The organism is Nocardia sp. FBN12, assembly GCF_050320175.1.
In the GTDB taxonomy this organism is placed as follows: domain Bacteria; phylum Actinomycetota; class Actinomycetes; order Mycobacteriales; family Mycobacteriaceae; genus Nocardia.
In genome coordinates, this window is the sequence record NZ_CP190048.1 from 6,107,189 (window position 1) to 6,129,252 (window position 22,064).

Consider the following 22,064-nt stretch of genomic DNA (forward strand, 5'->3'; position numbering starts at 1 on the left):
CGCCTACGGTTCGCGGCTGGTGGTGGGGGCGTTTGGTTGGGGCGGTTGCGGGTGGGCCGGGCTTACGCCTTAGTGGCTGCCTCGGTAGGGAATTCGGTGCGGATTGGTAGGGACTCGATGAGGTCGGCTACCGCGGTGCGTAGGCGGGCGTTGGTGCCGCTGGCGATGGACGACCACTTCACCCCGTCGTCGGCGACGCTGGCGGTGATGATGAATCGACCTGCGCGCGTGTTGAATACGGCGATGTGGTTGTCCTGGATGTCGCGGGTGCCGTCACCGTAGGCCACGCCGACGATCTCGGCGTAGGAGTGGATCTCCACCAGCGCCGAGGCCAGTGCCTGTGCGTCGGTGGCCGGATTGCCCACCTTGCTCAGGCGCTTCGCGGTAGCGGCCGCGTCACCGGTGTCGCCGAAGATCGGCGCCAATTGTTCGGTGGGAGCGTTCATTCCGTACAGCTCGAGCGCTTCGACCGGCCCGAGTGCCTGCAGCACCGCACCGGGCAGGTCGAGACCCGCGTCGTCGATGACGTAGGACTCCGGCCCGCGCAGGGCGACGACCGCGCGGTCGTCGCCCTGCGCCAGACAGAATCGGTTGACCTGGCCTGCCACCACCCAGCGCAGCGCGATGATCCACTGCGGCCGGTAGAGCACCCGCAGCCGTTCGGCGAGCTCGGGTGCCACCACCTGGCCGAACAGCAGTTCGCGTTCGGCCAGGGCGGCCTCTGCCACGTTCATGGCGGCGTCGTGCGCGGTGACGTTGTCATAGCGGCCCATGGCGTCGAGCACCACGGGCATCTCGTCGAATTCCAGTTTCTCCAGGAGGAACTGCATGTCGTCGAGCGAGAGCACGACGGCGCCGAGCAGCGAACCTCCGCTGCCCGAGCCGAGAACCGTCACTTGGCCGATCCGGTGAGGTCGGCGCCGATCACACCTTCGGCCGCGTAACGACCGTCGGTGAACTCGTCGGAGCGCACGTAGTCGATGCCATCGTGCTCGTCGTCTTCCTCGCCCTTCTGCCGGTTGCCCATCAGCGGGTTGGCGCCGGTGCCGGTGTTGCGCACGGGTGCGGTATCGGCGCGGTTGACGACCGCCTCCGACACCGGCGCGCTCGCCGCCGCGTTCGCGGCGGGCGCGCCCCAGCCCTCTGGCAGCTTCAGCGAACCCGCGCTGACGCCACCGAGACTGGCCGAGGTTGTGGCCATGCCACCGACAGCGGCACCGGCGACACCGATACCCGCCATAGCGGGGGCGACGGCAGCGGTACTCGCGGGTGCGGTGGCCGCCGAGATCGCGGACGCGCCGATCTGACCGACCGTGCTGACACCGCTGGTGAGCACGCCACCGGCGGTGTTGGCCGCTTGGGTGGCCGCGCTGATCACGCCGGGGTTGGACACGAAGGCCTGCGCCGCTGCGACCGCGGTCTGCAGCGGATCGCCACCACCGAAGTCGCCCGACGCCGAACCCGCGCCGCTGGCGATCGGCGGCGGCATGGTGAACTCGCTGGGGACGGCGACGGTGGCCGAAGTGGCGGCCTCGTAGGTCTCCATCACCAGGGCGGCGCGGATGTCCATGGCGTGGCGCGCGACTTCGGCGACCTCGAAGGCGCCGGAGACGACACCGGGCGGGTTGGCCGAAGCGGCCACCGCGGCGTTGGTGCCGATGATCTCGGGCAGGCTCGGCATCGCGATCGAGGCGACGGTGTAGGCGGTGGCGTTGGCCGCGCACTTGCCGCTGATCGCCGCGGCCGCGATGCCCTGCTGGCTGGCCCAGCCCGCGAACGGGGCAAGACGGGCGAGCGCGGCGATACCGTTGACGCCCTGGAGGCCGACACCGACCTCCGCGATCACGCGCGTGATGGTGAAGGCGGCGTCGCCCCACGCGGCGGCCAGCGTGCCCCACGACGTGGCGGCGGCGCTGATCGGGATCGCGTGTGCGCCCGCGTTGAGCGTGGTGGAGTTCATTTCGGCCATACGAGGCAGCCAGAAAACCCCGGTGATCCCTGCGGTCATGCTTGTTTCTCCCCTGAGTAAATGATCGTCGACAGGATCGGGCGACTACACCTGGATGGCGTTGATCGTCGCCGCCCGGACCACGTCTTCCCCGATGTTCGTGGCCAGCTGTGAGCGCAGCGTCGCGGCGGCGTGATGCAGCTCGAGGATCGCCTGGGCGACCGATCCGTCGTGCTTGCCCGCCGCGGTGTTGAAGTGGGTCGCCGCGAGCAGCGACACCTCTTCGGCGCCGGAGGGCAGCACATGCGTGGTCGGCCCGGCGAGCCCGGCCGCGATGGCGAGGCGCTCGGCGAGCAGATCCAGCTCCGCGGATGCGGCGAGGACGATTTCAGGTGCGATGAGAACGTGTCCAACCATGACCCGACTCCTTCTGGTGGCGGCTATCGGGAACCACGAGAATTCCCCCTACGAGTACTAGGACGCGAGAGCGGGTCATTCGGTTCCATCGATTCCCCACCCAGTTTCGCTATCCCCATCCCAGCTCATGCAACCGGTCGTCGTCAATCCCGAAATGGTGTGCTATTTCATGGATCACGGTGATCGCGACTTCCTCGACCACCTCGTCGTCGGTGTTGCAGATGTCGAGAATAGCGTCTCGGTAGATCGTGATGGTATCCGGCAACGATCCAGCGTAGTAGCTGTCGCGCTCGGTCAGGGCGATCCCGTGGTACAGCCCCAGCAGCGACGGTTCCTCGTCGTTCCGGGGCTCTACCAGCACCACAACATTGTCTATGGCACCCGACAGTTCCGCCGGAATCTGGTCGAGGGCATCGCTCACCAGCTCTTCGAAACGCCGCTCCGGCATCCGCTCGGACAACGTCACCTCGGCTGGGGCTGCGGCGGCAGCGGCGCGGCGCCCGGCAGCGGGGCCGGCGTGGAGCGTCCGGAGTTCGGCGGGGGCACCGGAGCCTGTCCGTCGATCAGGATCTCGCCGCGGGCCGAGCCGACGATGGGCGCGAAACCCTCACGGTCGGCGCCTTTTCCGAGCCAGCAGTCCAGTTTGTGGCTGCCCGCGAGCCAGCTGGCGGGCTCCAGATAGTCGAAGAACAGGGTCAGCGTCTTGTTGCGGATCGCGTCCGGGCTGCCGAGGTAGTCGCCGGAGAGCCGGTTGCATTCGGCTTCGACGAACTTGTCCTGCTCGGCTTCCGACGGCGGTCCACCGCTGAAGTTGGTGGCGAGGTCGACGGTGCCGACGATCTCCACCGAGTGCGGCTGGGCGCAGTCGACCGGGTCGGTGGGCAGGTTCTGATTGATGCCGAGGCAGGTGCCGGTGGCGTGCACCTTCGACTGATCGCTCTCGGCCAGCGAGCCGGTGGTGGCCGGGCTGGCGGTGGTGGCCGCCACCTGGACACCGCAGCGCAGGGTCCGGTCGCCGTGCTGCCAACCGGCCGGGCTCGGCGACATCACATTCACCATGAACTTGCCGCGCGGATCGAACCGCCCGCCCAGGTACTTCTGCACGGCGGTGACGCAGTGCTCGTCGCGCAACTCGGTCATCCGCAGCGAATCGGGGTGGCGGGTGCCCTCGGCGAACTCGCGCCCCGGATAGGCGCTGAGGTCGATGACACCCGCCACCTCGAACAGGTGCTTGTCGCCGCAGCCCACCTTCACCAGGTCGCTGCGGTCGGGCTTGGACCAGGTCAGGCAGTCGCCCTGCGCGGCGCTGCTGAACTCCTTGTCCCGCACCACCGGTTCGGCACCGGGCTGATGCGCTTCCACCTTGTCGGTGTCGAAGCCGGTCACGGCCATGGTGACCATGGCCGCGATGATCGCCCCGAAGGCGCCTATCAGCAGCCCCCAACGCAGTTTCGTCGCGGACAGGTGCAGGGCGCCGCCACGGCTGGGCGCGGCACGGTCTTCGGCTCGATTGCCCTCGGCTTGGTTGCTCTGCTTCTTCGACATCGACGACGAGTGTATTTGCCGTTGCGGACTCTCGGGTCAGCCCCGCAGAGCTGACACGAAGATGCCGGGTACGCGGCGCAGCTTGCCGTCGCCGTAGAAATCGGTCAGCTTGCGGCCGGTGGCGGTGCCGGTCTTGTTCGAGACGAACCACGGCGGCTTCGGGGTGAGGGCGAACTCTCCGCGCAGGATCGAGCGCGGCGCGGGCCGGAACGGACCGCGGACCACCGTGCGTTCGACGTCGTCGAGGAGGAAGGCGTTGTGTACGACGCCGACGCCGCTCTGGATGTCGTCGAGGGTGTGGCCGGGGTAGGCACCCCAGCTGGCGCGCGGCGTGAGGAACGCGAGCCCGGTCCAGGCATTGAGGGCGACGGTGCCGTAGCGCAGGTCCTCGATCGCGGTGTCGAGTTTCGCGCCGAGCTCGGTGATGGTCGCCGGGTCGGCGATGATGTTGGCGCCCAGGGTGCCCATCAGTTCGTCATTGGCGAAATCGACCGCGTTGCTGAGGAATTCGGCCCCGGCGCCCGGCAGTTCGACCACACCGAGGACGGGGGAGAAGTACTCGGTGCGCAGCAGGGGAGTGTCCGTCGCCGGCAGGTTCTCGACGAGCAACCGGCCGTTGGCGCGAGCGGCGTCGGGGTAGCTCTCCAGCGCGCCGGCGACCCGGTTGTCGCTGCCCGGGTAGTAGGCGGTGCGCGCTGGCGCGGTGTCGATCGCGGCGCGCAGTTCGGTGAGGAACTGCGCCTTGAGCGGCCAGTCGGCGGCGAGCACCACCGTCTGCGCGGCGACGCAGTTGTAGCCACCGTTGTGCAGGCGCTGGGTGGCCACGTGCTCGGCCTGGAACTTCAGATCGGCGGCCGACCAGTCACCGGGAATCACGATGCACGGCGCCACACCGCCGAGTTCGCTGGTGATCGGCTTGTCCAGGATGGGCTCGCCGGTCTTGTCGGCACCCGGACCCCAGACGATCGCGTCGTGGGTGGGCGCGCCGCCGGTCATGTGCACGTGCGCGACCAGCGGATGGTTCACCAGGTAGCCGCCCTCGGGGGCCCCACCGGTGAGGATGCGTACCACACCGAGCTCGATGAACGGCGCGAAGATCGCCTGGAACACCGGCAGCAGCGGATCGGTGATCGGATTGAGCTTGAGCGCGACGACGCGGTTGTTGGCGTAGAGCTCGTAGAGGGTGTCCAGCGGCGCGATCGACATGATGTTGCCCGCGCCGAGCACCGCGCCGACCCCGTTGGTCGCGGCGGGTTCGAGCTGGGCGAGCCCCGCTTTGCGCCGCGCGGTCGCGGCGTCGACACCGGGCTTGAGCCACACATCGGCACTGAACCCGCTCAGCAACAGCTTGTCGTAGAAGCCGTGCGGCAGCGCGGGCACGGCCACCCGGCCGCCGGGCGCGGTGGTGAGTTCGACACCGTCGAGCGGGCTGGTGCCCTGCTCGAGCGCGGCCATCGACTCGCTCAGCGCCGCCGCGCCCGCGAGCATCGTCATCGGGCCCGACATCCACTCCTCGCCGAGCAGCGGGCTGTCGACGTCGAGCTTCTTGATGGTGCGGGCAGCGGCGACCCAAGCCTCGGCGTCGCGGGCGGTCAGCGCGTGCAGTTCGTCGAGCAGTTCGCGGCGGCGACGCAGGTCTGTCGCGGCCCAGGTCTTTTCCCCTTGGGTGAGATCGGCGAGCGCGGTATCGATGACAGCGGTGTCGAAAGAGGTACTCACACCGCAACTATGCCCCTGTGCTGCCCGATTGGCATAGGCCGAAAGATTGAGAGTTGCGTAAACAACTAGGCTTGATTCCCATGATCGACCTCCGATTCCTGCGCGAGAACCCGGAAGCCGTCCGCGCCTCGCAGCGGACCCGCGGTGAGGACCCCGCACTCGTCGACGCCCTGCTCGAGGCCGACGCCGCGCGCCGGGCCGCTGTGGCCACCGCCGACAACCTGCGCGCCGAGCACAAGGCCATGGGCAAGGTGATCGGTAAGGCGAGCAAAGAGGAGCGCCCCGCGCTGCTGGCCGCCGCCACCGACATGTCCGCCAAGGTCAAAGAGGCCGAGCTCGCTCAGCACGCCGCCGATGCCGACTTGGACGCCGCGCAGCGCGCGATCTCCAACGTCGTGCAGGACGGCGCGCCCGCGGGCGGCGAGGACGACTACATCGTGCTCGAAACCGTCGGCACCCCACCGGTTTTCGACTTCGAGCCGAAGGATCACCTCGAGCTCGGTGAGTCGCTGCAGCTGATCGACATGGAGCGCGGCGCGAAGGTGTCGGGCTCGCGGTTCTACTTCATGACCGGCTACGGCGCGCTGCTGCAGCTGGGTCTGCTGCAGCTGGCGGCACAGAAGGCCGTCGCCAACGGCTTCACCATGATGATCCCGCCGGTGCTCGTGCGCCCGGAGATCATGGCGGGCACGGGCTTCCTCGGCCAGCACGCGGCCGAGGTCTACCACCTCGAAGACGACGACCTCTACCTCGTCGGTACCTCGGAGGTGCCGCTGGCCGGCTACCACTCCGACGAGATCCTCGACCTGAGCGCGGGCCCGAAGCGGTACGCGGGCTGGTCGTCGTGCTTCCGCCGCGAGGCCGGTAGCTACGGCAAGGACACCCGCGGCATCATCCGCGTGCACCAGTTCGACAAGGTCGAGATGTTCGTCTACACCACCCCTGAGCAGGCCGATGCCGAGCATCAGCGGCTGCTGGCGTGGGAGCGCGAGATGCTCGCCGCGATCGAGGTGCCCTACCGGGTGATCGACGTGGCCGGTGGCGATCTGGGTAGCTCGGCGGCGCGCAAGTTCGACTGCGAGGCGTGGGTGCCCACCCAGCAGACCTACCGCGAACTCTCCTCCACCTCGAACTGCACCACCTTCCAGGCGCGCAGGCTGTCGGTGCGCTATCGCGACGAGAACGGCAAGGCGCAGGTCGCGGCCACGCTGAACGGCACGCTGGCCACCACGCGCTGGATCGTGGCGATCCTGGAGAACCATCAGCAGGCCGACGGTTCGGTGCGCGTGCCCGCGGCGCTGGTCCCGTTCGTGGGCACCGATATCTTGAAGCCGTAAGCTAGGAGTTTGCCAGCGGTCCATTTGTGGATGTGGCAAACAACCTGACCGATCAACATCTAGGCTGGTGCTCGTGCGAGGAATCGGGGCGCGCGGCGATACCCGAACCCGGGTGCGGGCGGCATCGGCGTTGGCGACGGCGAAGGTTATGGCCAGGACAACGGGGGCGTTCTACGTCCTCGGCGGTGTCCTCGGCCTGATGATCACTGCCGTCGCACCGGGCGACGACGGCAATCGCGTCGTTGTCGGTACCGCGGCGGCGATCTCGGTGCTGCTCGGGCTCACGCTGCTCGCGTGGGGTCCGCGTATGCCGCACGCCCTGCATCACGCCTACCTCGCCACCGCGGCGGTGCTCGTCGCGATCGCGGTCTACGACTTCCCCAACCTGGTCGGCGCCATCACCCTTGCCTCGTTCTTCGTGTTCGTCGCCTGCGACGCGGCCCTGTTCTTCGCGTGGTCCCAAGCCGCCGCGCACATCGGTTTCGCGATGGTGCTGTGCCTGCTGGTGTTGCCCGCTCGCGGGTTGCCGTGGTGGTCCGGGCTGATCCCGGCCGGTGTCACCTTCGGCGCGGGCGTGGTGGTCGGCATCCTCACCCGGATGGCGTCGGAAGCCGATATCGACGTGCTCACCGGCCTGCTCAACCGCCGCGGTTTCGAGAAGCAGCTCAATCCCGCGATCGATGCGGCCGGTCGCGGCGGGCAGGGCATGGCCCTGGTCCTCGTCGACCTCGACCGCTTCCAGAAGATCAACGACCACCTCGGTCACCGCGCGGGCGACGCCGTCCTGCAGCGCGTCGCCGATACCTGGCTGGACCTGCTCGCCCCCGGCCAGGTGCTGGCCCGGTTCGGCGGCGACGTGTTCGCGCTGCTGTTGCCCGGGACCACCGAGCAGGCCGCGATCCTGCTCACCGAACAACTGCGTGCCGCGGTGACCATGGGCTGTTCGGCCGGTGTCACCTCCTGGCAGCCGGGCGAATCCGGTTCGCTGCTGGTCAGCCGCGCCGATGTGGGCCTCTACCGGGCCAAGCAGGCGGGCCGCAATCGCACGGTGCTCGAATCCTCGCGTCAGCTCCCCTTAGCCGTGGAACTGCGCGAGGCCATCGACCGCGGTGCGCTCGACGTGCACTACCAGCCGATCGTCAGCCTCACCGAGGACGGCGGCCAGGCGGTCGGCGTCGAGGCGCTGCTGCGCTGGTCGTCGAGCGCGCAACCCGAGGTCACCACCGAGGGCCTGATCCGAGTCGCCGAGGAATACGACCTCATCTCCGACCTCGACGAGCTGGTCCTGCGCCGCGCCTGCGCCGACGCGGCTCGCCTGCAGGAGAGCTTCGCGTCGCTGAACCTCACCCTCAATGTGAACGTCTCCGGCCTCGAGCTGGCCGAGACCGAGTACGCCGAGCGGGTCGCGACCATCCTGTCCGATACCGGCTGGCCCGCAGACCAGCTCGTCCTCGAGGTGACCGAGAGCGAACTCGCCGCCGAATCCCAGACCGCGATCACCAACCTGCACACCCTGCGCGACCGTGGCGTGCGCATCGCCATCGACGACTTCGGCACCGGCTACTCCTCGCTGAGCCGCCTGGCCACCATCCCCAGCGACATCCTCAAGGTCGACCAGTCCTTCGTCGCCGCCATCCGCTCCGATTCCCCCGCCCCGCCGCTGCTCAGCGTCATCGCCGCGCTGAGTAAGTCCCTCGACCTGCAGGTCATCGCCGAGGGTGTGGAAACCGAATACCAGGCCGCCGTCCTCACCGAACTCGGCTTCGCCCTGGCCCAGGGCTACCACTACAGCGACTCGCATCCGGTCTCGGAACTCATCAACGACCTCAACGACGGCCGTCCGCTGGTGAGCACCACCGACGAGGACGATTCCCTCGCCGCCAACGGCTGGATCCCGCTCGGATAATCGCTTGACCCGCCCGGTCGCGGCGCGAACGATAGACCCCATGCGAATGCTCTTCTACGGCTGTTGACCTTCCCCGCTCCGACAGGCGGTGGCCTGGGTGCGACGTGATCGGGTTCGCGACCTCACCGCGCGTGCGGTCCTGTTCAAGGGCACGCGCGACCTGCTGCCGATCTACGCGCTCTACGGGGTGCTGTTCGCCGATCACGGGCTGAGTACGGCGCAGATCTCGCTGTTGCTGGCGATCTGGTCGGTGACCGCGTTCCTGCTCGAGGTGCCATCGGGCGCGTGGGCCGACACGGTGTCCCGTCGCCGCCTGCTCGTGCTGAGCTCGCTGTTGCAGACCGCGTGTTTCGCCCTCTGGATGCTGGCGCCCTCGTTTACCGGGTTCGCGCTCGGCTTCCTCGTCTGGGGTATCGCGGGCGCGCTGGAATCGGGGACTTTCGAGGCGTTGATCTACGACGAGCTGGTCGCGCAGCGTGAGCCGTCCGCCTACGCGCGCATCATGGGATGGGCACGCGCCGCCCAGGAGAGCACCGTACTCGTGGCGATCCTCGCCGCCGCACCACTGTTCGCCATCGGTGGCTACGCGCTGGTCGGCTGGGTCAGCGTCGGTGTCGGTCTCCTGCACACCCTGACCGCCCTGGCTCTGCCCAGTGCGCCGGTCGCCATCTCCGCCACCGCCGTCGACGATCTCGAAGACGAATCTCCACCCGAACCACTCGGTCCACACATCAACCCGGGGTCGGCATCAGTCGTTGTGGCACAGTCCAATTCGAACGCCACGACCTCGTCGCGATACCTCTCGATGCTCAAGACCGGGCTCTCCGAAGCATTTCGCGTCCGCAGGGTCCGCCGGGGCGTTCTACTCGGCGCCCTCCTCTACGGCGTCACCGCCTTCGACGAGTACTTCGGCCTACTCGCGGTCTCCGGCGGCGCTTCGACCAGCACCTCGGCACTGCTGGTCGGCGTCACCGTCGCGGGCTCGCTGATCGGCTCGCTGCTGGCGGGCCGCACCGAATCCCTCTCATCCCGCGTTCTCGCCGTAGCCCTGTTCCTGGCCGGAATCCTTTTCATCACAGGCGCGTCGGCCGTAGGGGCCGCCGCGGGCCAGGCCTGGATCTGGATCGGATTCGTCGGCATCGGCGTCGCTTACGGCATCGACTTCAACGTCGAAGTAGTCGCGGGGGCACGCCTCCAGGACGCCATCGAAGGACCGGCTCGGGCCACCGTGACCTCGGTCTCCGGCTTGCTCTCCGAGATCGTCGCCCTCGGTGTCTTCGCGTTCGTACCCGCCGCGACCCGATACCTGTCGATCTCCACCACCATCGCGCTGCTCGGTACGGTCCTACTCGCGGCCGCCCTGCTGACCCCGACCTGGATGCCGCCGAGGTCCCGCCGGTAGCGGTCCGGTGTTAGATTCTGGACGCACGGTGGGTGAGCGGTACCCCTGCCGCGTCGAGCGTTATCGGGGGAGTTGGACGACAGTGATCACAGCGCTATCCAGCGATGACCCGAATACGGTGTCGCGCTATCGAATTCTCGGATTGCTTGGTGCGGGCGGAATGGGGCGAGTGCTGCTCGGCCTCGGCCCGGACGGTCGCTTCGTCGCGATCAAGCAGATCCATTCGAGACTGCTCGACGACGGCGACTACCGGTCCCGTTTTCATCGCGAGGTCGCCATCTCGACGCGTGTCTCCGGAGCATTCACCGCCGCCGTGGTGGATTTCGACACCACGGGCGAAATCCCCTGGCTGGCCTCGGTATTCATTGCCGGCGTGCCCCTCGATACCGCGGTTGGGCAGTACGGCGCGCTTCCTGTCGCGAGCGTCCGAACCCTGGCCTCTGGGCTCGCTTCGGCGTTGCATTCGATTCACACGACTGGCCTCATACACCGAGACCTCAAGCCCGCCAACGTCATTCTCGCGAAAGACGGTCCTCGGGTGATCGATTTCGGCATCGCTCGTGGCACGGAATCGGAGGAGTCACTCACCGAGGTGGGCAGCGTTCTGGGTTCTCCGGCGTATATGTCGCCCGAGCAAGCGGGCGCCGGCGCCATCACTGCCGCCAGCGATATCTTCTCCCTCGGTTCGCTGCTCTACATGGCGGCGACCGGTATGAGCCCCTTCGCCGCGGCTTCGGCGCCGGTCACCCTGTTCAATATCGTCCACACCGAGCCCGACCTCGCACCGGTTCCCGAGCAACTCCGCGAACTCATCGCAGGCTGTCTGCGCAAAGACCCACGCGAGCGTCCGACCGCCGCTCAGATCTTGGACTACCTGGGCATTCTCGCCATCCAGGGCAACCCATGGCCCGCGCCGATACACCAGGACATCGCGGCACAGACCGCACGGATGCGGGAGCTGACGGCCGATCCCGAGCGCACCCAGATCATTCTGGGCGCACCGCCACATCGTCTGGTGCCGCCCGACCAGCCGAAACGCCGCCGCGGACGCTTGCTCGGCGTGGCCTGTGCGGTGGTGATCGTGATAGTCGCTGCCACTGCGGCCGTGGCACTGCTGCGCGGCAACACACCCGCACCACCGAATGCGGCAGGCCCCGCAGCGGTCATGCCCACACTGGCGCAACTGCGTGGAGTCGACGCCTGTGCGTGGTTGCGCCAAGCGCTCGGACCGACTCTGCCGCAATCGGTCGCGACAGGTGTTCGCCGCGAAACCGATTCGTGGAGATGGACGACGACATCGTCATGGGGGTGTGACGGCAGCTCGGGGACCGGTCGGATGATCGTCGAGATAGGCGGTGCTCTCATGGGCTTCGCGTCGACGCAGCGCGAGGTCGGACAACTCGATCTTCTCCGACGCGGTCGTGACTGTGCGTTCGCCGTCGCGGGCAGCGAGCAGGCATCGTGGGGGATCAGTGTCGATATCGGTCTGGCGGTCGACTGCGCGCTGGCCGAGTACGCCATCGATCGCCTGGTCGCGGCGTTGCCATCGCTTGTTGTCGATCCCGCGATCGCACGCTCGCTGGCGTCGATCGACCCGTGTGACCTCGTCACCGAAGAGGAGATCAGGGCTGCTGGTTCATCGGGGCCGGGTGTGCCGACGGCGCACAGCTGTTCGTGGGGCGGGGATGGCCGAGTCCGGGTGGATGTCGGTCGGCCGGATGATCTCGACTCCGGCACGATTTTGGCCATCAACGCCGTCGACATCGGCGAAGGCACACTGGTCTACAACGCGGACTTCAACCTGGGCCGTGATGATAGAGGCTGTTCCAGCACCTACCGGTTCCGCGCAGTCGACGCGAGTCGCCACGAGACGGTCACTGTGCGGGTAGTCGGTTCCTCACTCGCTGTCCGTCGGTGTCCGGCAGGCGAGGCGATCGTTGCGGGGTTGGTAACCAGGCTGCCGCAGCGGTAGCAGTCTCCAGCGCGGGATGCTAACTTTCGCAATAGGTTTGACACGAACGGTCAGGTTCGATGGCTGGTTCGAGGGGGAATATCGTGCGGTTCAGGTCGCACCGCATCGTGGTGCTGTCACTCATCGTGGTCACCGTGCTTGTCGGGTGTGGTGATGCACCCACCCGGCCGGATCACGGCAGTTACTCGACGGACCCTGTTGCGGCCGACTATGACGCAAGGCCGAGCAGAGGCCGCGGAATCCTGGTGGAGTCGCTGCGACTGGGTGAGCGGGTGAGCTTCGCCGACCGGATCGACCCCGACCTCACCTGGACGCGTGGTGGTGGGGTGCTGGGCGATCACCGAGGCCTGGTCCCCGGAATGAACATTCTCTCCGGTGCACAGAGCGATGCAGCGGGCAATCACGGCGTACTTGCCTCGTTCGGCGCGATCGCAGGCAACGGTCAATCGGGCGGTGCGGGCGAGAAGCACCTCTCGATTTCACTGCTGGCCTTTTCGAGTGCGGATGTCGCACGAACAGCCGCAGCGGACATGGCCCGCGCGGACTTCGAGCAGGGCACCGACAACGTCCCGATCATCCTTCCGGATTACCCTGCGGCGCTGAGCCATTGGCGGCCGTCGGTGCCGACCGTCGGCAGCTGGCTGACGTGGCAGAACCTGGTTGTCCGCGTTTATGCCCAAGTTCTCGAACCACGCGCCGAGCTCCTGGTCGACATCTTGACCAAGGCCTACCGGACCCAACTCGCCGACCTCGAAGGATTCGTGCCGACCGCCGAGGCGGATCTGCCGAATCTGCGCATCGACCCGGACAAGCTGCTCACCCGAATTGTGCAGACCGGCGAACCACAACTCGATGGTCAAACCGGAGCCGACACTTTCGCGGTCTATAGTCCGCGCGCGTTCGCGTTGCTGTCGGACCGCCCGTCCGCAATCCTGGCGTCCCTGCGCGCCGCCTCGGTGTCGCAGATCGCGGTGGCACACAACAAATATCTGCGTCGCACGGCCAGTGCCGAGGCCGCGGCAGCGGAAGCAGGCCGACTGGCCAGGGAAGGTGAAGGCGACTACGCCGCGATACCCGGTATCGCCTCCCTGCCGACAATTTCCTGTTGGCAGGCGAAACTACCGGACGAGCGCAATGTCGGAGTGAACCGGTTCAGATGCATTGTCTCTCGCGGCGTTGATGTGGTCGTCGTGCTCAGCTACTTGGAAGCTGACGTCCGGCACCTGGCCGCGGCTCAATACGCGCTCCTCGCTCAGGATCGGTGACGCCCGTGCAACCACGTGATCGGAAAGACCCCGAGGTACTCGGTCGGTATCGCATCCTCGCGGTGATCGGCAGCGGCGGGATGGGGCGGGTGTTCCTCGGTCAGGCACCCGACGGCCGACTCGTCGCGGTGAAGCAGGTCAACGCCGATGCGACCGACGACGCGGAGTTCCGGGCCAGGTTCGAAAGAGAAGTCCTCGCCACCGGCAAAGTGACGGGCGCATACACCGCCGGCGTCGTTGGTCATGACGTCACCACCGAAAAGCCTTGGCTGGCTTCGGAATACATCCCTGGTCCGTCGCTGCAGGAGGTGGTGAACGACTTCGGGCGACTCACCCCGAGCGGACTCAAACTGCTGGCTATCGGGCTGGCGATGGCTCTGCTCGAGATCCATCGCACAGGTTTGGTACACCGTGACCTGAAACCGAGCAACGTGTTGCTCACCAACGAGGGCCCACGACTCATCGACTTCGGCATCGCGCGTGCCCTCGATGACGACATCAGCTTGACCGCCACCGGCGCGGTGATCGGGTCACCGGCCTACATGTCACCGGAGCAGGCCGAATGTCGCACGCTGACGCCGGCATCCGACGTGTTCTCGGCGGGTGCGGTCCTCGCGATGGCCGCGACCGGGGTCAGTCCGTTCGCGGCGGGGTCGACCCCACAGACGCTGTACAACGTGCTCTACGTCGAGCCTGATACCAGCGCGGTGCCACAGCCGATTCGCGGCATCGTCGATGCCTGTCTGGCCAAGGATCCGGCAGGCCGCCCGACCCCGGACGAGTTGCTGGCGGCAGCGCAACAGCTCGAGGTCGAGCCGGTGTGGCCGGTGCGAGTGCGCCGACGGGTGGCCGAGTACGAGCGGGATGCGATTGCCTGGGCTTCGGGCAGTACCGTGCCGTCGCCCGAGGCGCCGCGGAAACCTCAGGGCGACCACCGCTCGAGGGGGATTCGGGCCGTTGCGGCCGCCGCGATGGTGTCGGTGGCGATATTGATCGGTTCGATGCTGGTCGGCATCGGTGTGCGGGGGAACGCGGTGGCGATGGCGGATCCGCCACTCGCGCTCACTGAGCGGGAGTCGATGCTGCTCGACATGTGCGCGCTGTTGGGCCCCGACGTGCTTGGCGACCTCGGAACCTACCGGTCGGCCCCGAAAGTGATCAACGAGAGCTATTGCTCGGTGGGGATAACCGATCCCGCCGGACAGCGGCTGAGTCTCGAACTGTCCATCGGGTACGGCTGGGCGTACGACACCGCGTCACCGATGGGGAGCACGATCGCGTGGCTGCCGGTCCAAGGAAACCGTAGGGAGGGCGCGTCGTGCGACCGCTTCGTCGAGACGCAGATCGGGCTGCGGATGCCGCTGAACATGCAGGCGTCGGGCCTTACCGACAGTTGTCCGCTGGCGGAGCGCGCGCTGGCGGCGGTCATCCGCCGACTCTCGATCAACCCGCCATTGCGAAAGGTCGCTGACGGATCCATTCAGCTGTTGAACGCCTGCCGGATCATGGACCATGACCTGAACCTCCGGATTGTCGGTGATCCCGCGAAGAAATACCCCACCGGAAGCAGTAGTTGCTGGGTCACCGGAGCCAACGGAGAATTCCATCTCGACTTCCGCGAAGATACTCGAAATGACAACACGACGCCGTTCACCAGCTTCCGCGAGCTGACCACCCTCGACGGCTGGGCAGGCACCATCTCCGACCGTGACGGTTGGTGCGAGTACACGCTCACGATCCGGCCGACACGTGACGAACTGGCCGAGATGGTCCGCGGCACTTACATCCCTTACGACAAAACAGCTACCGGCGGCTGTGACCGTCTACGAACTCTCCTAACCCCCATCCTCGCGAAGTTGCCGAAACCATGACCGAGCCGTCGCCGACCGATCCGACCCAGTTGGGCCGCTACCGAGTGCTCGGCCCGCTCGATCCGCAGCCGAACTTCCGGCTGCTGCTGGCCGCCGCGCCGGACGATTCGCTGCGGGTGGTCGAGCAGTCGTTGCCGCGCTTGCTCGAGTTGCCCGAGCTGCGGCCGCGGCTGCGGCACGGCGCCGTGGCGGCGATGCGCGTCAGCGGTCAGGGCAACGCGACCGTGCTCGACGTCGACGCCGACGATGAATTGCCTTGGTTGGCACGCACATTCGTGCCGTCTGTACGACTGGATCGTGCGGTCGGAGAATTCGGACCGCTCCCGGTCGAAGCCGTGCGTGCGCTGGCGGCGGCACTCGCCTTCGCGCTGCGAGGGGTGCACGCGGCCGGGCTCGTTCATCAGCGGGTGCGACCCGACACCGTGGGGCTGACCGAGGACGGCATCGAGCTGGCCGGAATCGATGTCCTCGCAGGCGATCCCACCACCCTGCTGGCACCGCCGGACTATCTGTCGCCCGAACAGTCCGTGCACGGTGCGCTGACTGCCGCGTCGGACATCTTCTCGCTCGGATCGGTGCTCGCTTACGCCGCGGGCGGTGTCGCGCCGTTCGCGGCCCCGTCGATCCCGTACACGCTGTTCAATATCGCGCAACGCGACCCCGATCTGTCCGCGGTCCCCGAACCACTGCGCGAACTGATCGCCGCGTGTCTGCGCAGAGACCCGCGCGCCCGGCCCTCGCCCGCGCAGATCATCGCTTACGTCGGCGCGCGCCGCCAGGCCTGGCCGTCGGCCATCGTGGACGAGATCGACCGGGCCGAACGGGCGGCGGCCGCATTGCTCGCAGCTGCCGCCCCCGCGTTCGCCGAACCCGTGAGTTCGGCTCAGGCCGGTTCCGTGTTCGAAGCGGTGGCCGGGTTCGGTCGCGATCGGTGGGCGAGCCTGCGCGGTCGAGTCGGTGGTTCCTCGGTACGGACTCGTCGGGTGGTCGCGGTGGCGATCGTCACCGCCGTGGTCGTGTCGGCAACATTGTGGTTGTCGAGGACGGCCGACCCGGTCGGCGCGGCGCAACCGACCGCCCTCTCGGCGGCGCAGCTGCGCCAAGTCGATTCCTGTGCCTGGCTGCGGTCGGCGCTGGGCGACAGCGTCGCATGGCGAGAAGGGCCGAGTCGCACCGAATCGTGGCGGTTCGAGGTCCAGAAGAACTGGAGTTGCTACGCGGATGAGCAACAACAGGTCTACGGCGACGGAATTCGGCTGAGCCTCGGGGTCGCCCTGACCGAGGTTCCACCCAACCACAAGCTGATCGAGGGAATCACGGTGCGCGAAGGAGATGCCGAATACTGTCGGCGTGCCATCGCGAGTTCCGACAGCGGCGGCAGAACCGGAATTCTGATCGAGTTCGACATCGGGCTCGCCGAGAAGCAAGGGTGCGCCGTCGCGGATCACGTGGTCGCGCAGCTCGCTCGGACTCTCCATACCGCACCGCGCAGGCCGGACGCCGCGATCTCGCTCGCGTCGGTCGACCCGTGCGCGATCTTGGACCGTGCCGAGACGTCGGCGGCGGTCCCTCGATTGACCCCGGAACCGTCCACCCCGGAAGACATGCACATCTGCGAGTGGTACGGCAGTGCGCGGGTGACATTGCAAGTGGTGCGGACGTCCTTCGTGCCGGTGGGTTCGGTCACGGTCGACGGCCTGACGCTGCTCACTGGAAAGGAATCGTCTGGTTCCGCGCTGGGGTGTTCGCGGATCTATCGACACCGAACGATCGACGAAAAGACCTATGAAGCAATGGAGCTGGTGATCCAGGGCCCACATGTCGACCGTGACTCGATCTGCCGGACAGTGGAATCGCTGATTGTGAAGGCGGTGCGGCGACTGCCCGAGGCGTGACACACAACCGGGCCGCGGTAGCTGGCATGCTCGTATCGGCATGCGGGACATGGATCGGGGTGAGGAGCGGGCGATCGGGCGTCGTGGTCTCGGGCTGGTATTCGGGTTCTGCATCGGAGCGGGTGTCGCGGTGCAGGGGCGGATCAACGGCGCGCTCGGGGCGCGGTTGGCGGATGGGATCGCGGCGGCGACCATCAGTTTCGGTACGGGACTCATCGCACTGCTGATCGCCTTCGCCTTCAGCTCAGCGCTTCGAGCGGGTGTCACCAAGGTGCGCACCGCGATGTCGGAGGGCAGGTTGCCGGCGTGGCAATTGCTCGGCGGCTTGTGCGGCGCGTTCTTCGTCGCCGCGCAGGGCCTCACCATCGCCGCGATCGGCGTCACCGCTTTCACCGTCGCGGTGGTGGCGGGCCAACTTCTCAGCAGCCTCATGGTCGATCGCCTCGGCCTCGCCCCGAACGGCCGAACCCCGATCACTGCCTTGCGTATCGGCGCCGCCGCCCTCGGCATCACCGGGGTCGTCCTCTCGGCCGGCGGCAGTTCAGCACCGACCACCGTGACAACCGGGGTGCCCGATGCGCTACTCATCGTCCTGCCCGCCCTCGCGGGCATCGGCCTGGCCTGGCAACAAGCGGTCAACGGCCGGGTAGGCGCCACCGGTGGCCCCTTCACCGCCACCCTGATCAACTTCGCCGTAGGCCTGACCGCCCTGCTCCTGCTCGACCTCTACACCCTGTCCACCACCGGGCTCCCCACCGAATTTCCCACCGACCTCTGGCTCTACACCGGCGGCCTGATCGGCGTAGCTTTCATCGCCCTGGCCGCCGTCACGGTCGGTATGACCGGCGTTCTCCTGCTCGGCCTCACCTCGGTCGCGGGCCAACTGGTCGCCGCCGTGCTGCTCGATACCGTGGACGGAAGGCTCTCGGCCACTGCGGTGTTCAGCTGTGTGATCGTGCTCTGTGCGGTGGTTGTGGCGAGCCGGTCCGGGCATTAGATCTCGCGCAGCGCGTCCATGGACCCGCCCGGCTGATTCGGCTGCCGGTACGCTGTGAATCGCATCGGACGAGCTCGGTTACGCGGGAGGCCAGCCATGGACGAACTCGCAGTTGCGGTAGTCGGATACGGCCTGGCCGGGTCGGTGTTCCACGCGCCGCTCATCGCCGCTGATCCGCGGATGCGGGTCGCCGCCGTGGTGACGTCATCCGAGGAGCGGGCCGCGCAGGCGCGAGCCGAGCATCCCGGGGTGCGGGTGTGGGCGTCCGCGCAGGAGATGTTCGTCGAGGACGAGGATGTCGATCTCGCGGTGATCGCGACACCCAATCGCTCGCACGCGCCGCTGGCATTGCAGGCGCTGGCCGCCGGGTTGCCCGTGGTGGTCGACAAGCCGTTCGCGGTGACGGCAGCCGATGCCGAGGAAGTGGTCGAGGCGGCCGCGCGGGCCGACCTCCCGCTGAGTGTTTTCCAGAATCGACGCTGGGACAACGACTTTCTGACCGTGCGTGCGCTGATGGAGGCCGGTGAGCTGGGCGAGGTCCGCCGGTTCGAGTCCAGGTTCGAGCGGTGGCGGCCGGTCCCGAAGGGTGGTTGGCGCGAAGTCGGCGATGCCGAGGACGGCGCGGGCATTCTGTTCGATCTCGGCAGTCACCTCGTGGACCAGGCGCTGACCCTGTTCGGCCCGGTCACCGAGGTCTACGCCGAACTCGACCGCCGCCGCCCCGAGGTCAAAGCCGACGACGACGCCTTCATCGCCCTCACCCACGCCAACGGCACCCGGTCCCAACTGTGGATGAGTGCTGTCGCGCCGCAACTGGGTCCGCGGCTGCGCGTCCTCGGCGCCACCAACGGCTACACCGTCTCCGGCCTCGACCCCCAGGAAGACGAACTACGCGCGGGCCGCCGCCCCGGCGACGGAAAGCCATGGGGCACAGTCTCACCCGACAAATGGGGCACCTTCGGCGCAGGCGAGGACCTCCGCACGATCCCCACCCTCCCCGGCGACTACCCTGCCTTCTACGCCGGAATGGCCGCCGCCCTCCTCGACGGAGCCCCGGTCCCCGTCGACCCCCGCGACGCCGTGGAAACCCTGCGCATCCTCGAATACGCCCGCCACGTAGCAGAACCCGCGGATCTCACTTCCTGACGACCGGCACCGCCCGTTGCACGTTCGGCCCGGTCGACTACTGCCCCGGTGCGATGTTCTGGTTCAGAGCTTGCGGGAGCGCAGCTCGTGGCCCTTGGAGGTCTTGCAGCGGCCCGATTCCAGGTCCCACTGCCAGCCGTGCAGGTTGCAGGTGAGGTTGTTGCCTTCCACCACACCGAATTTGGAGAGATCGGCCTTGAGGTGGGGGCAGCGGCGCTGGACTTCCCAGCCGTCGAGTTCGGTGACGGCGGAGTCGTCGTGCGCCTCGGAGAACCAGCCGTCGGCGTAGGCGATCCGCTCGTCGGTGAGGCACTTGAAGAAGGTGTAGAGGAATTCGTTGTAGCCGCCGATGCGCCACGCCTGGAAGCGGGTGGACAGGAAGATCGTGTTCACCCAGTCGGGCTCGTTGTCGCGCAGCACGGTGCGCACCAGCTCCGGGGCGATGCGGAAGCCGTAGCGGTAGCGGCCTTCGCCTTCGAGTGGTGCGCGCACGGTGCGGTGCGGGAAGTCCAGGACGATGGTCTCCTCGCCGATCACCAGGCCGACGGGGTAGCCGATGCCGTCGCTGATCAGCGCGCTCTGCTTCATGATCGGTTCGAACAGCTCACGCAGCGGCTCGAGCAGCGAACCCTCGCCGGTCTCCCACGTCGCCTTCTCCGCGGCCAGCACCGGCGCGAAACGCTGCGCCATCTCCGCGATGTAGGCGGCCTTGTCGCCGTAGATGCGATCCGGGTCGAACGGGTGCGCGAGGTCGAGCTCCTTGCCGCGCACATCGGCGACCGAGCCGGGGATCATCAGGATCCCGCCCTCGTTGCCGTGGATGTTCATCTGCTCGAGGAACACGATCTGATCAGGGAAGATGTTGCCTTCGTCGCCGCGATCGTCGTTGAGGTAGCGCAGCTCGGCGTCGAGGAACACCGGCGGACCGGCCGAGGGCACCACCCAGGTCGCGCCGACCTGCTCGATGTAGGAGCGCGCGCGATCCATGCCACGCTGACGCTTCTGCTTGCCGAAGTTGGCCTTGGTCCGCGCCGGGATGTCGTACACCGCCGGGTACCAGATCGCGCCCGAGTACTGCAGCAGGTGGATGTCGATATCGCCGAACGCGTCGTGGATGACGTCCATGTCCACCGGCCGGGCGTCGTTCATGTTGAAACAGGTGGTCCCACCGTCGGAGACGAGAATGCCGGAGTCACCGATCGGGCCGTCGGCGGGCGCGCGCAGCGCCACGATCATGAAGTCGAACGAACCCTTTGGCCCGGTGATCGTGTGCTTGACCGAGTCCTCGGACTCGAAGAACTTGGTGAAGCCCAGCGCCTCGAGCTCACGGCGCAGGTCGAGCACCGGGTAGTCGGGCAGCAGGACGGTCGCGTCCTTGTTCACGTACTTCGCCAGGTGCGCGGCGTCGAAGTGATCGCGGTGCAGGTGCGAGACGTAGAGGTAGTCGACATCGCCGAGGGACTCCCAGTCGAGCTGGGAGTTGTCCGGGAACGGGAACCACGACGCGAAGTACGCGGGGTTCACCCAGGGATCGCACAGGATCGTGCCGGCCTCGGTTCGGATGTGGAAGCCGGCATGTCCGACGCTGGTGATCTGCACGAGCTGTTTCCTCCTACCAGGATCTGATTCGCCGGATCAATGGCGAGTGACCGCCAAAGGGCCCCCTGACTGCTTCGGCGTACCAGCCAACCAGGGTAGTGGCTAAATCGTTACGTCACCGATGCAATAGCCCTCAGCGGTCGCGACAACCGTGAAAGTGCGCGTCCGCGTGCCCCCCGCAGAGGTGGTCACGGGGACGTGAACTGCCAGGTAGTCGCCACGAACCTGCTCGGATCGTAGCTCGTCTTCGGCGTAGGAGGTGACATTGCCTACTTTGCCCGAGTCGCCTGTCAAGGGGGCTGCTACAGGGTTGCCGGTGCCCTCCGGGTCCCAGGTGGCGGGCGAGGCCTTGCAGGTCAGTGGATGGTCTGCTTCGATGTCTGCCGCGTCGAGGGGTTTGCCGGTGGCGCGGGCGAGGTATCGACGCACCGTATGGCGCGCATCGGCGTCGTCGTAACCGGGCTCGACACCCGCCGCGGACACCCGTCCACACGCGTAACCGGACGCGACGGATTCGCGGTCGACGGTGACGGTCACGGTTCGGTTACGCCAGGTCACGGTGTCGGCGGTCGCGGTGCCCGGTGCGGTGAGGGCGGCCAGTACCGACTGCGGGTCGGCGTACATCTCGGCGACGGTGGCAGGCGGGATGGTCCAGCACTTGTCCTGGAGTTCTTTCACCGTGCCGGTCTGCAGGTCGGCGGCCCAGCGGCGAACGGCGGTGACGGCGTCGGCATGGCCGGCGACCGCGCCGACCTGCGGTGCGTCGGCGGGCAGTGGGCTGTTCGGCGCCGGTTCGCCGGGGGCGATGGCCTGGGTCGCCGTGGTCGACGGCGCGGCCGCCGTGGTCGACGCGGTAGTGGTTGCCTCGACCGGATCGCCCGGGATACCCGACACCGAGTCACACCCGGTGACGAGGGCCGCGACGGCGAGTCCGGCGACCAGCGCGTAGGCGCGGCGAGTAGTGGTGATCGGGGGCAACTGAGCGCGTTCCACTTCGACGTTCCTCAATTCCTAGGTCGTGGCCCCGCGTGCGATGCGGGCGGTG

The 22,064-nt window shown here is 67.7% G+C and carries 17 protein-coding genes; 9 read left to right on the forward strand and 8 right to left on the reverse strand.

What is annotated here, in order from left to right:
• Positions 1 to 62: 62 nt before the first annotated feature.
• From ACQHI0_RS28840 to ACQHI0_RS28865, 6 genes are all read right to left on the reverse strand, one after another.
• On the reverse strand, positions 63 to 896 hold the full coding sequence (locus tag ACQHI0_RS28840; protein ID WP_427904902.1) for an ESX secretion-associated protein EspG: 834 nt from the start codon (positions 894 to 896) through the stop codon (positions 63 to 65).
• Positions 893 to 2,008 (reverse strand): PPE family protein, encoded by a 1,116-nt coding sequence (locus ACQHI0_RS28845; protein WP_427904903.1) that lies wholly within the window; start codon positions 2,006 to 2,008, stop codon positions 893 to 895. The genes ACQHI0_RS28840 and ACQHI0_RS28845 overlap by 4 nt, the downstream gene beginning before the upstream one ends.
• Before the next feature lie 45 nt (positions 2,009 to 2,053).
• Positions 2,054 to 2,365, reverse strand: coding sequence for a PE family protein (locus ACQHI0_RS28850; protein WP_427904904.1), 312 nt, complete (start codon positions 2,363 to 2,365; stop codon positions 2,054 to 2,056).
• A 109-nt stretch (positions 2,366 to 2,474) separates the two neighbouring features.
• Complete coding sequence (locus ACQHI0_RS28855; RefSeq protein ID WP_427909338.1) at positions 2,475 to 2,813, reverse strand: metallopeptidase family protein; 339 nt, start codon at positions 2,811 to 2,813, stop codon at positions 2,475 to 2,477.
• Between the two features lie 14 nt (positions 2,814 to 2,827).
• Positions 2,828 to 3,910, reverse strand: coding sequence for a septum formation family protein (locus ACQHI0_RS28860; RefSeq protein ID WP_427904905.1), 1,083 nt, complete (start codon positions 3,908 to 3,910; stop codon positions 2,828 to 2,830).
• 36 nt (positions 3,911 to 3,946) lie between these two features.
• Complete coding sequence (locus tag ACQHI0_RS28865; protein ID WP_427904906.1) at positions 3,947 to 5,629, reverse strand: aldehyde dehydrogenase family protein; 1,683 nt, start codon at positions 5,627 to 5,629, stop codon at positions 3,947 to 3,949.
• 80 nt (positions 5,630 to 5,709) lie between these two features.
• Between ACQHI0_RS28865 and serS the strand changes: the two genes are divergently transcribed.
• The 9 genes from serS (at position 5,710) to ACQHI0_RS28910 (ending at position 19,420) form a co-directional block, all read left to right on the forward strand.
• Positions 5,710 to 6,966 carry a serine--tRNA ligase gene (serS, locus tag ACQHI0_RS28870; protein WP_427904907.1) on the forward strand — a complete coding sequence of 419 codons (1,257 nt, stop codon included), beginning with the start codon at positions 5,710 to 5,712 and terminating at the stop codon, positions 6,964 to 6,966.
• A 73-nt stretch (positions 6,967 to 7,039) separates the two neighbouring features.
• Positions 7,040 to 8,872, forward strand: coding sequence for a putative bifunctional diguanylate cyclase/phosphodiesterase (locus tag ACQHI0_RS28875; protein WP_427904908.1), 1,833 nt, complete (start codon positions 7,040 to 7,042; stop codon positions 8,870 to 8,872).
• 97 nt (positions 8,873 to 8,969) lie between these two features.
• On the forward strand, positions 8,970 to 10,274 hold the full coding sequence (locus ACQHI0_RS28880; protein ID WP_427904909.1) for an MFS transporter: 1,305 nt from the start codon (positions 8,970 to 8,972) through the stop codon (positions 10,272 to 10,274).
• Between the two features lie 82 nt (positions 10,275 to 10,356).
• Entirely contained in the window at positions 10,357 to 12,246 is a 1,890-nt protein-coding gene (locus tag ACQHI0_RS28885; RefSeq protein WP_427904910.1) for a serine/threonine-protein kinase, read from the forward strand.
• An 83-nt stretch (positions 12,247 to 12,329) separates the two neighbouring features.
• Positions 12,330 to 13,511, forward strand: a complete 1,182-nt coding sequence (locus ACQHI0_RS28890; protein ID WP_427904911.1) for a DUF7373 family lipoprotein — start codon at positions 12,330 to 12,332, stop codon at positions 13,509 to 13,511.
• 5 nt (positions 13,512 to 13,516) lie between these two features.
• The gene (locus tag ACQHI0_RS28895) at positions 13,517 to 15,382 is read left to right on the forward strand and encodes a serine/threonine-protein kinase (RefSeq protein ID WP_427904912.1); all 1,866 of its coding nucleotides are present in this window, start codon (positions 13,517 to 13,519) and stop codon (positions 15,380 to 15,382) included.
• Complete coding sequence (locus ACQHI0_RS28900) at positions 15,379 to 17,277, forward strand: protein kinase domain-containing protein (protein ID WP_427904913.1); 1,899 nt, start codon at positions 15,379 to 15,381, stop codon at positions 17,275 to 17,277. Before ACQHI0_RS28895 ends, ACQHI0_RS28900 begins: the two co-directional genes overlap by 4 nt.
• A 49-nt stretch (positions 17,278 to 17,326) precedes the next feature.
• Positions 17,327 to 18,274, forward strand: a complete 948-nt coding sequence (locus tag ACQHI0_RS28905; protein ID WP_427904914.1) for a DMT family transporter — start codon at positions 17,327 to 17,329, stop codon at positions 18,272 to 18,274.
• 96 nt (positions 18,275 to 18,370) lie between these two features.
• Positions 18,371 to 19,420, forward strand: coding sequence for a Gfo/Idh/MocA family protein (locus ACQHI0_RS28910; protein WP_427904915.1), 1,050 nt, complete (start codon positions 18,371 to 18,373; stop codon positions 19,418 to 19,420).
• Between the two features lie 63 nt (positions 19,421 to 19,483).
• On the opposite strand, the gene ACQHI0_RS28915 is transcribed toward ACQHI0_RS28910, so the two are convergent.
• Complete coding sequence (locus ACQHI0_RS28915; protein ID WP_427904916.1) at positions 19,484 to 21,019, reverse strand: Rieske 2Fe-2S domain-containing protein; 1,536 nt, start codon at positions 21,017 to 21,019, stop codon at positions 19,484 to 19,486.
• A 102-nt stretch (positions 21,020 to 21,121) separates the two neighbouring features.
• A complete protein-coding gene (locus ACQHI0_RS28920) occupies positions 21,122 to 22,012 on the reverse strand; it encodes a hypothetical protein (RefSeq protein WP_427904917.1) in 891 nt (296 codons plus the stop codon).
• Between the last annotated feature and the right edge of the window lie 52 nt (positions 22,013 to 22,064).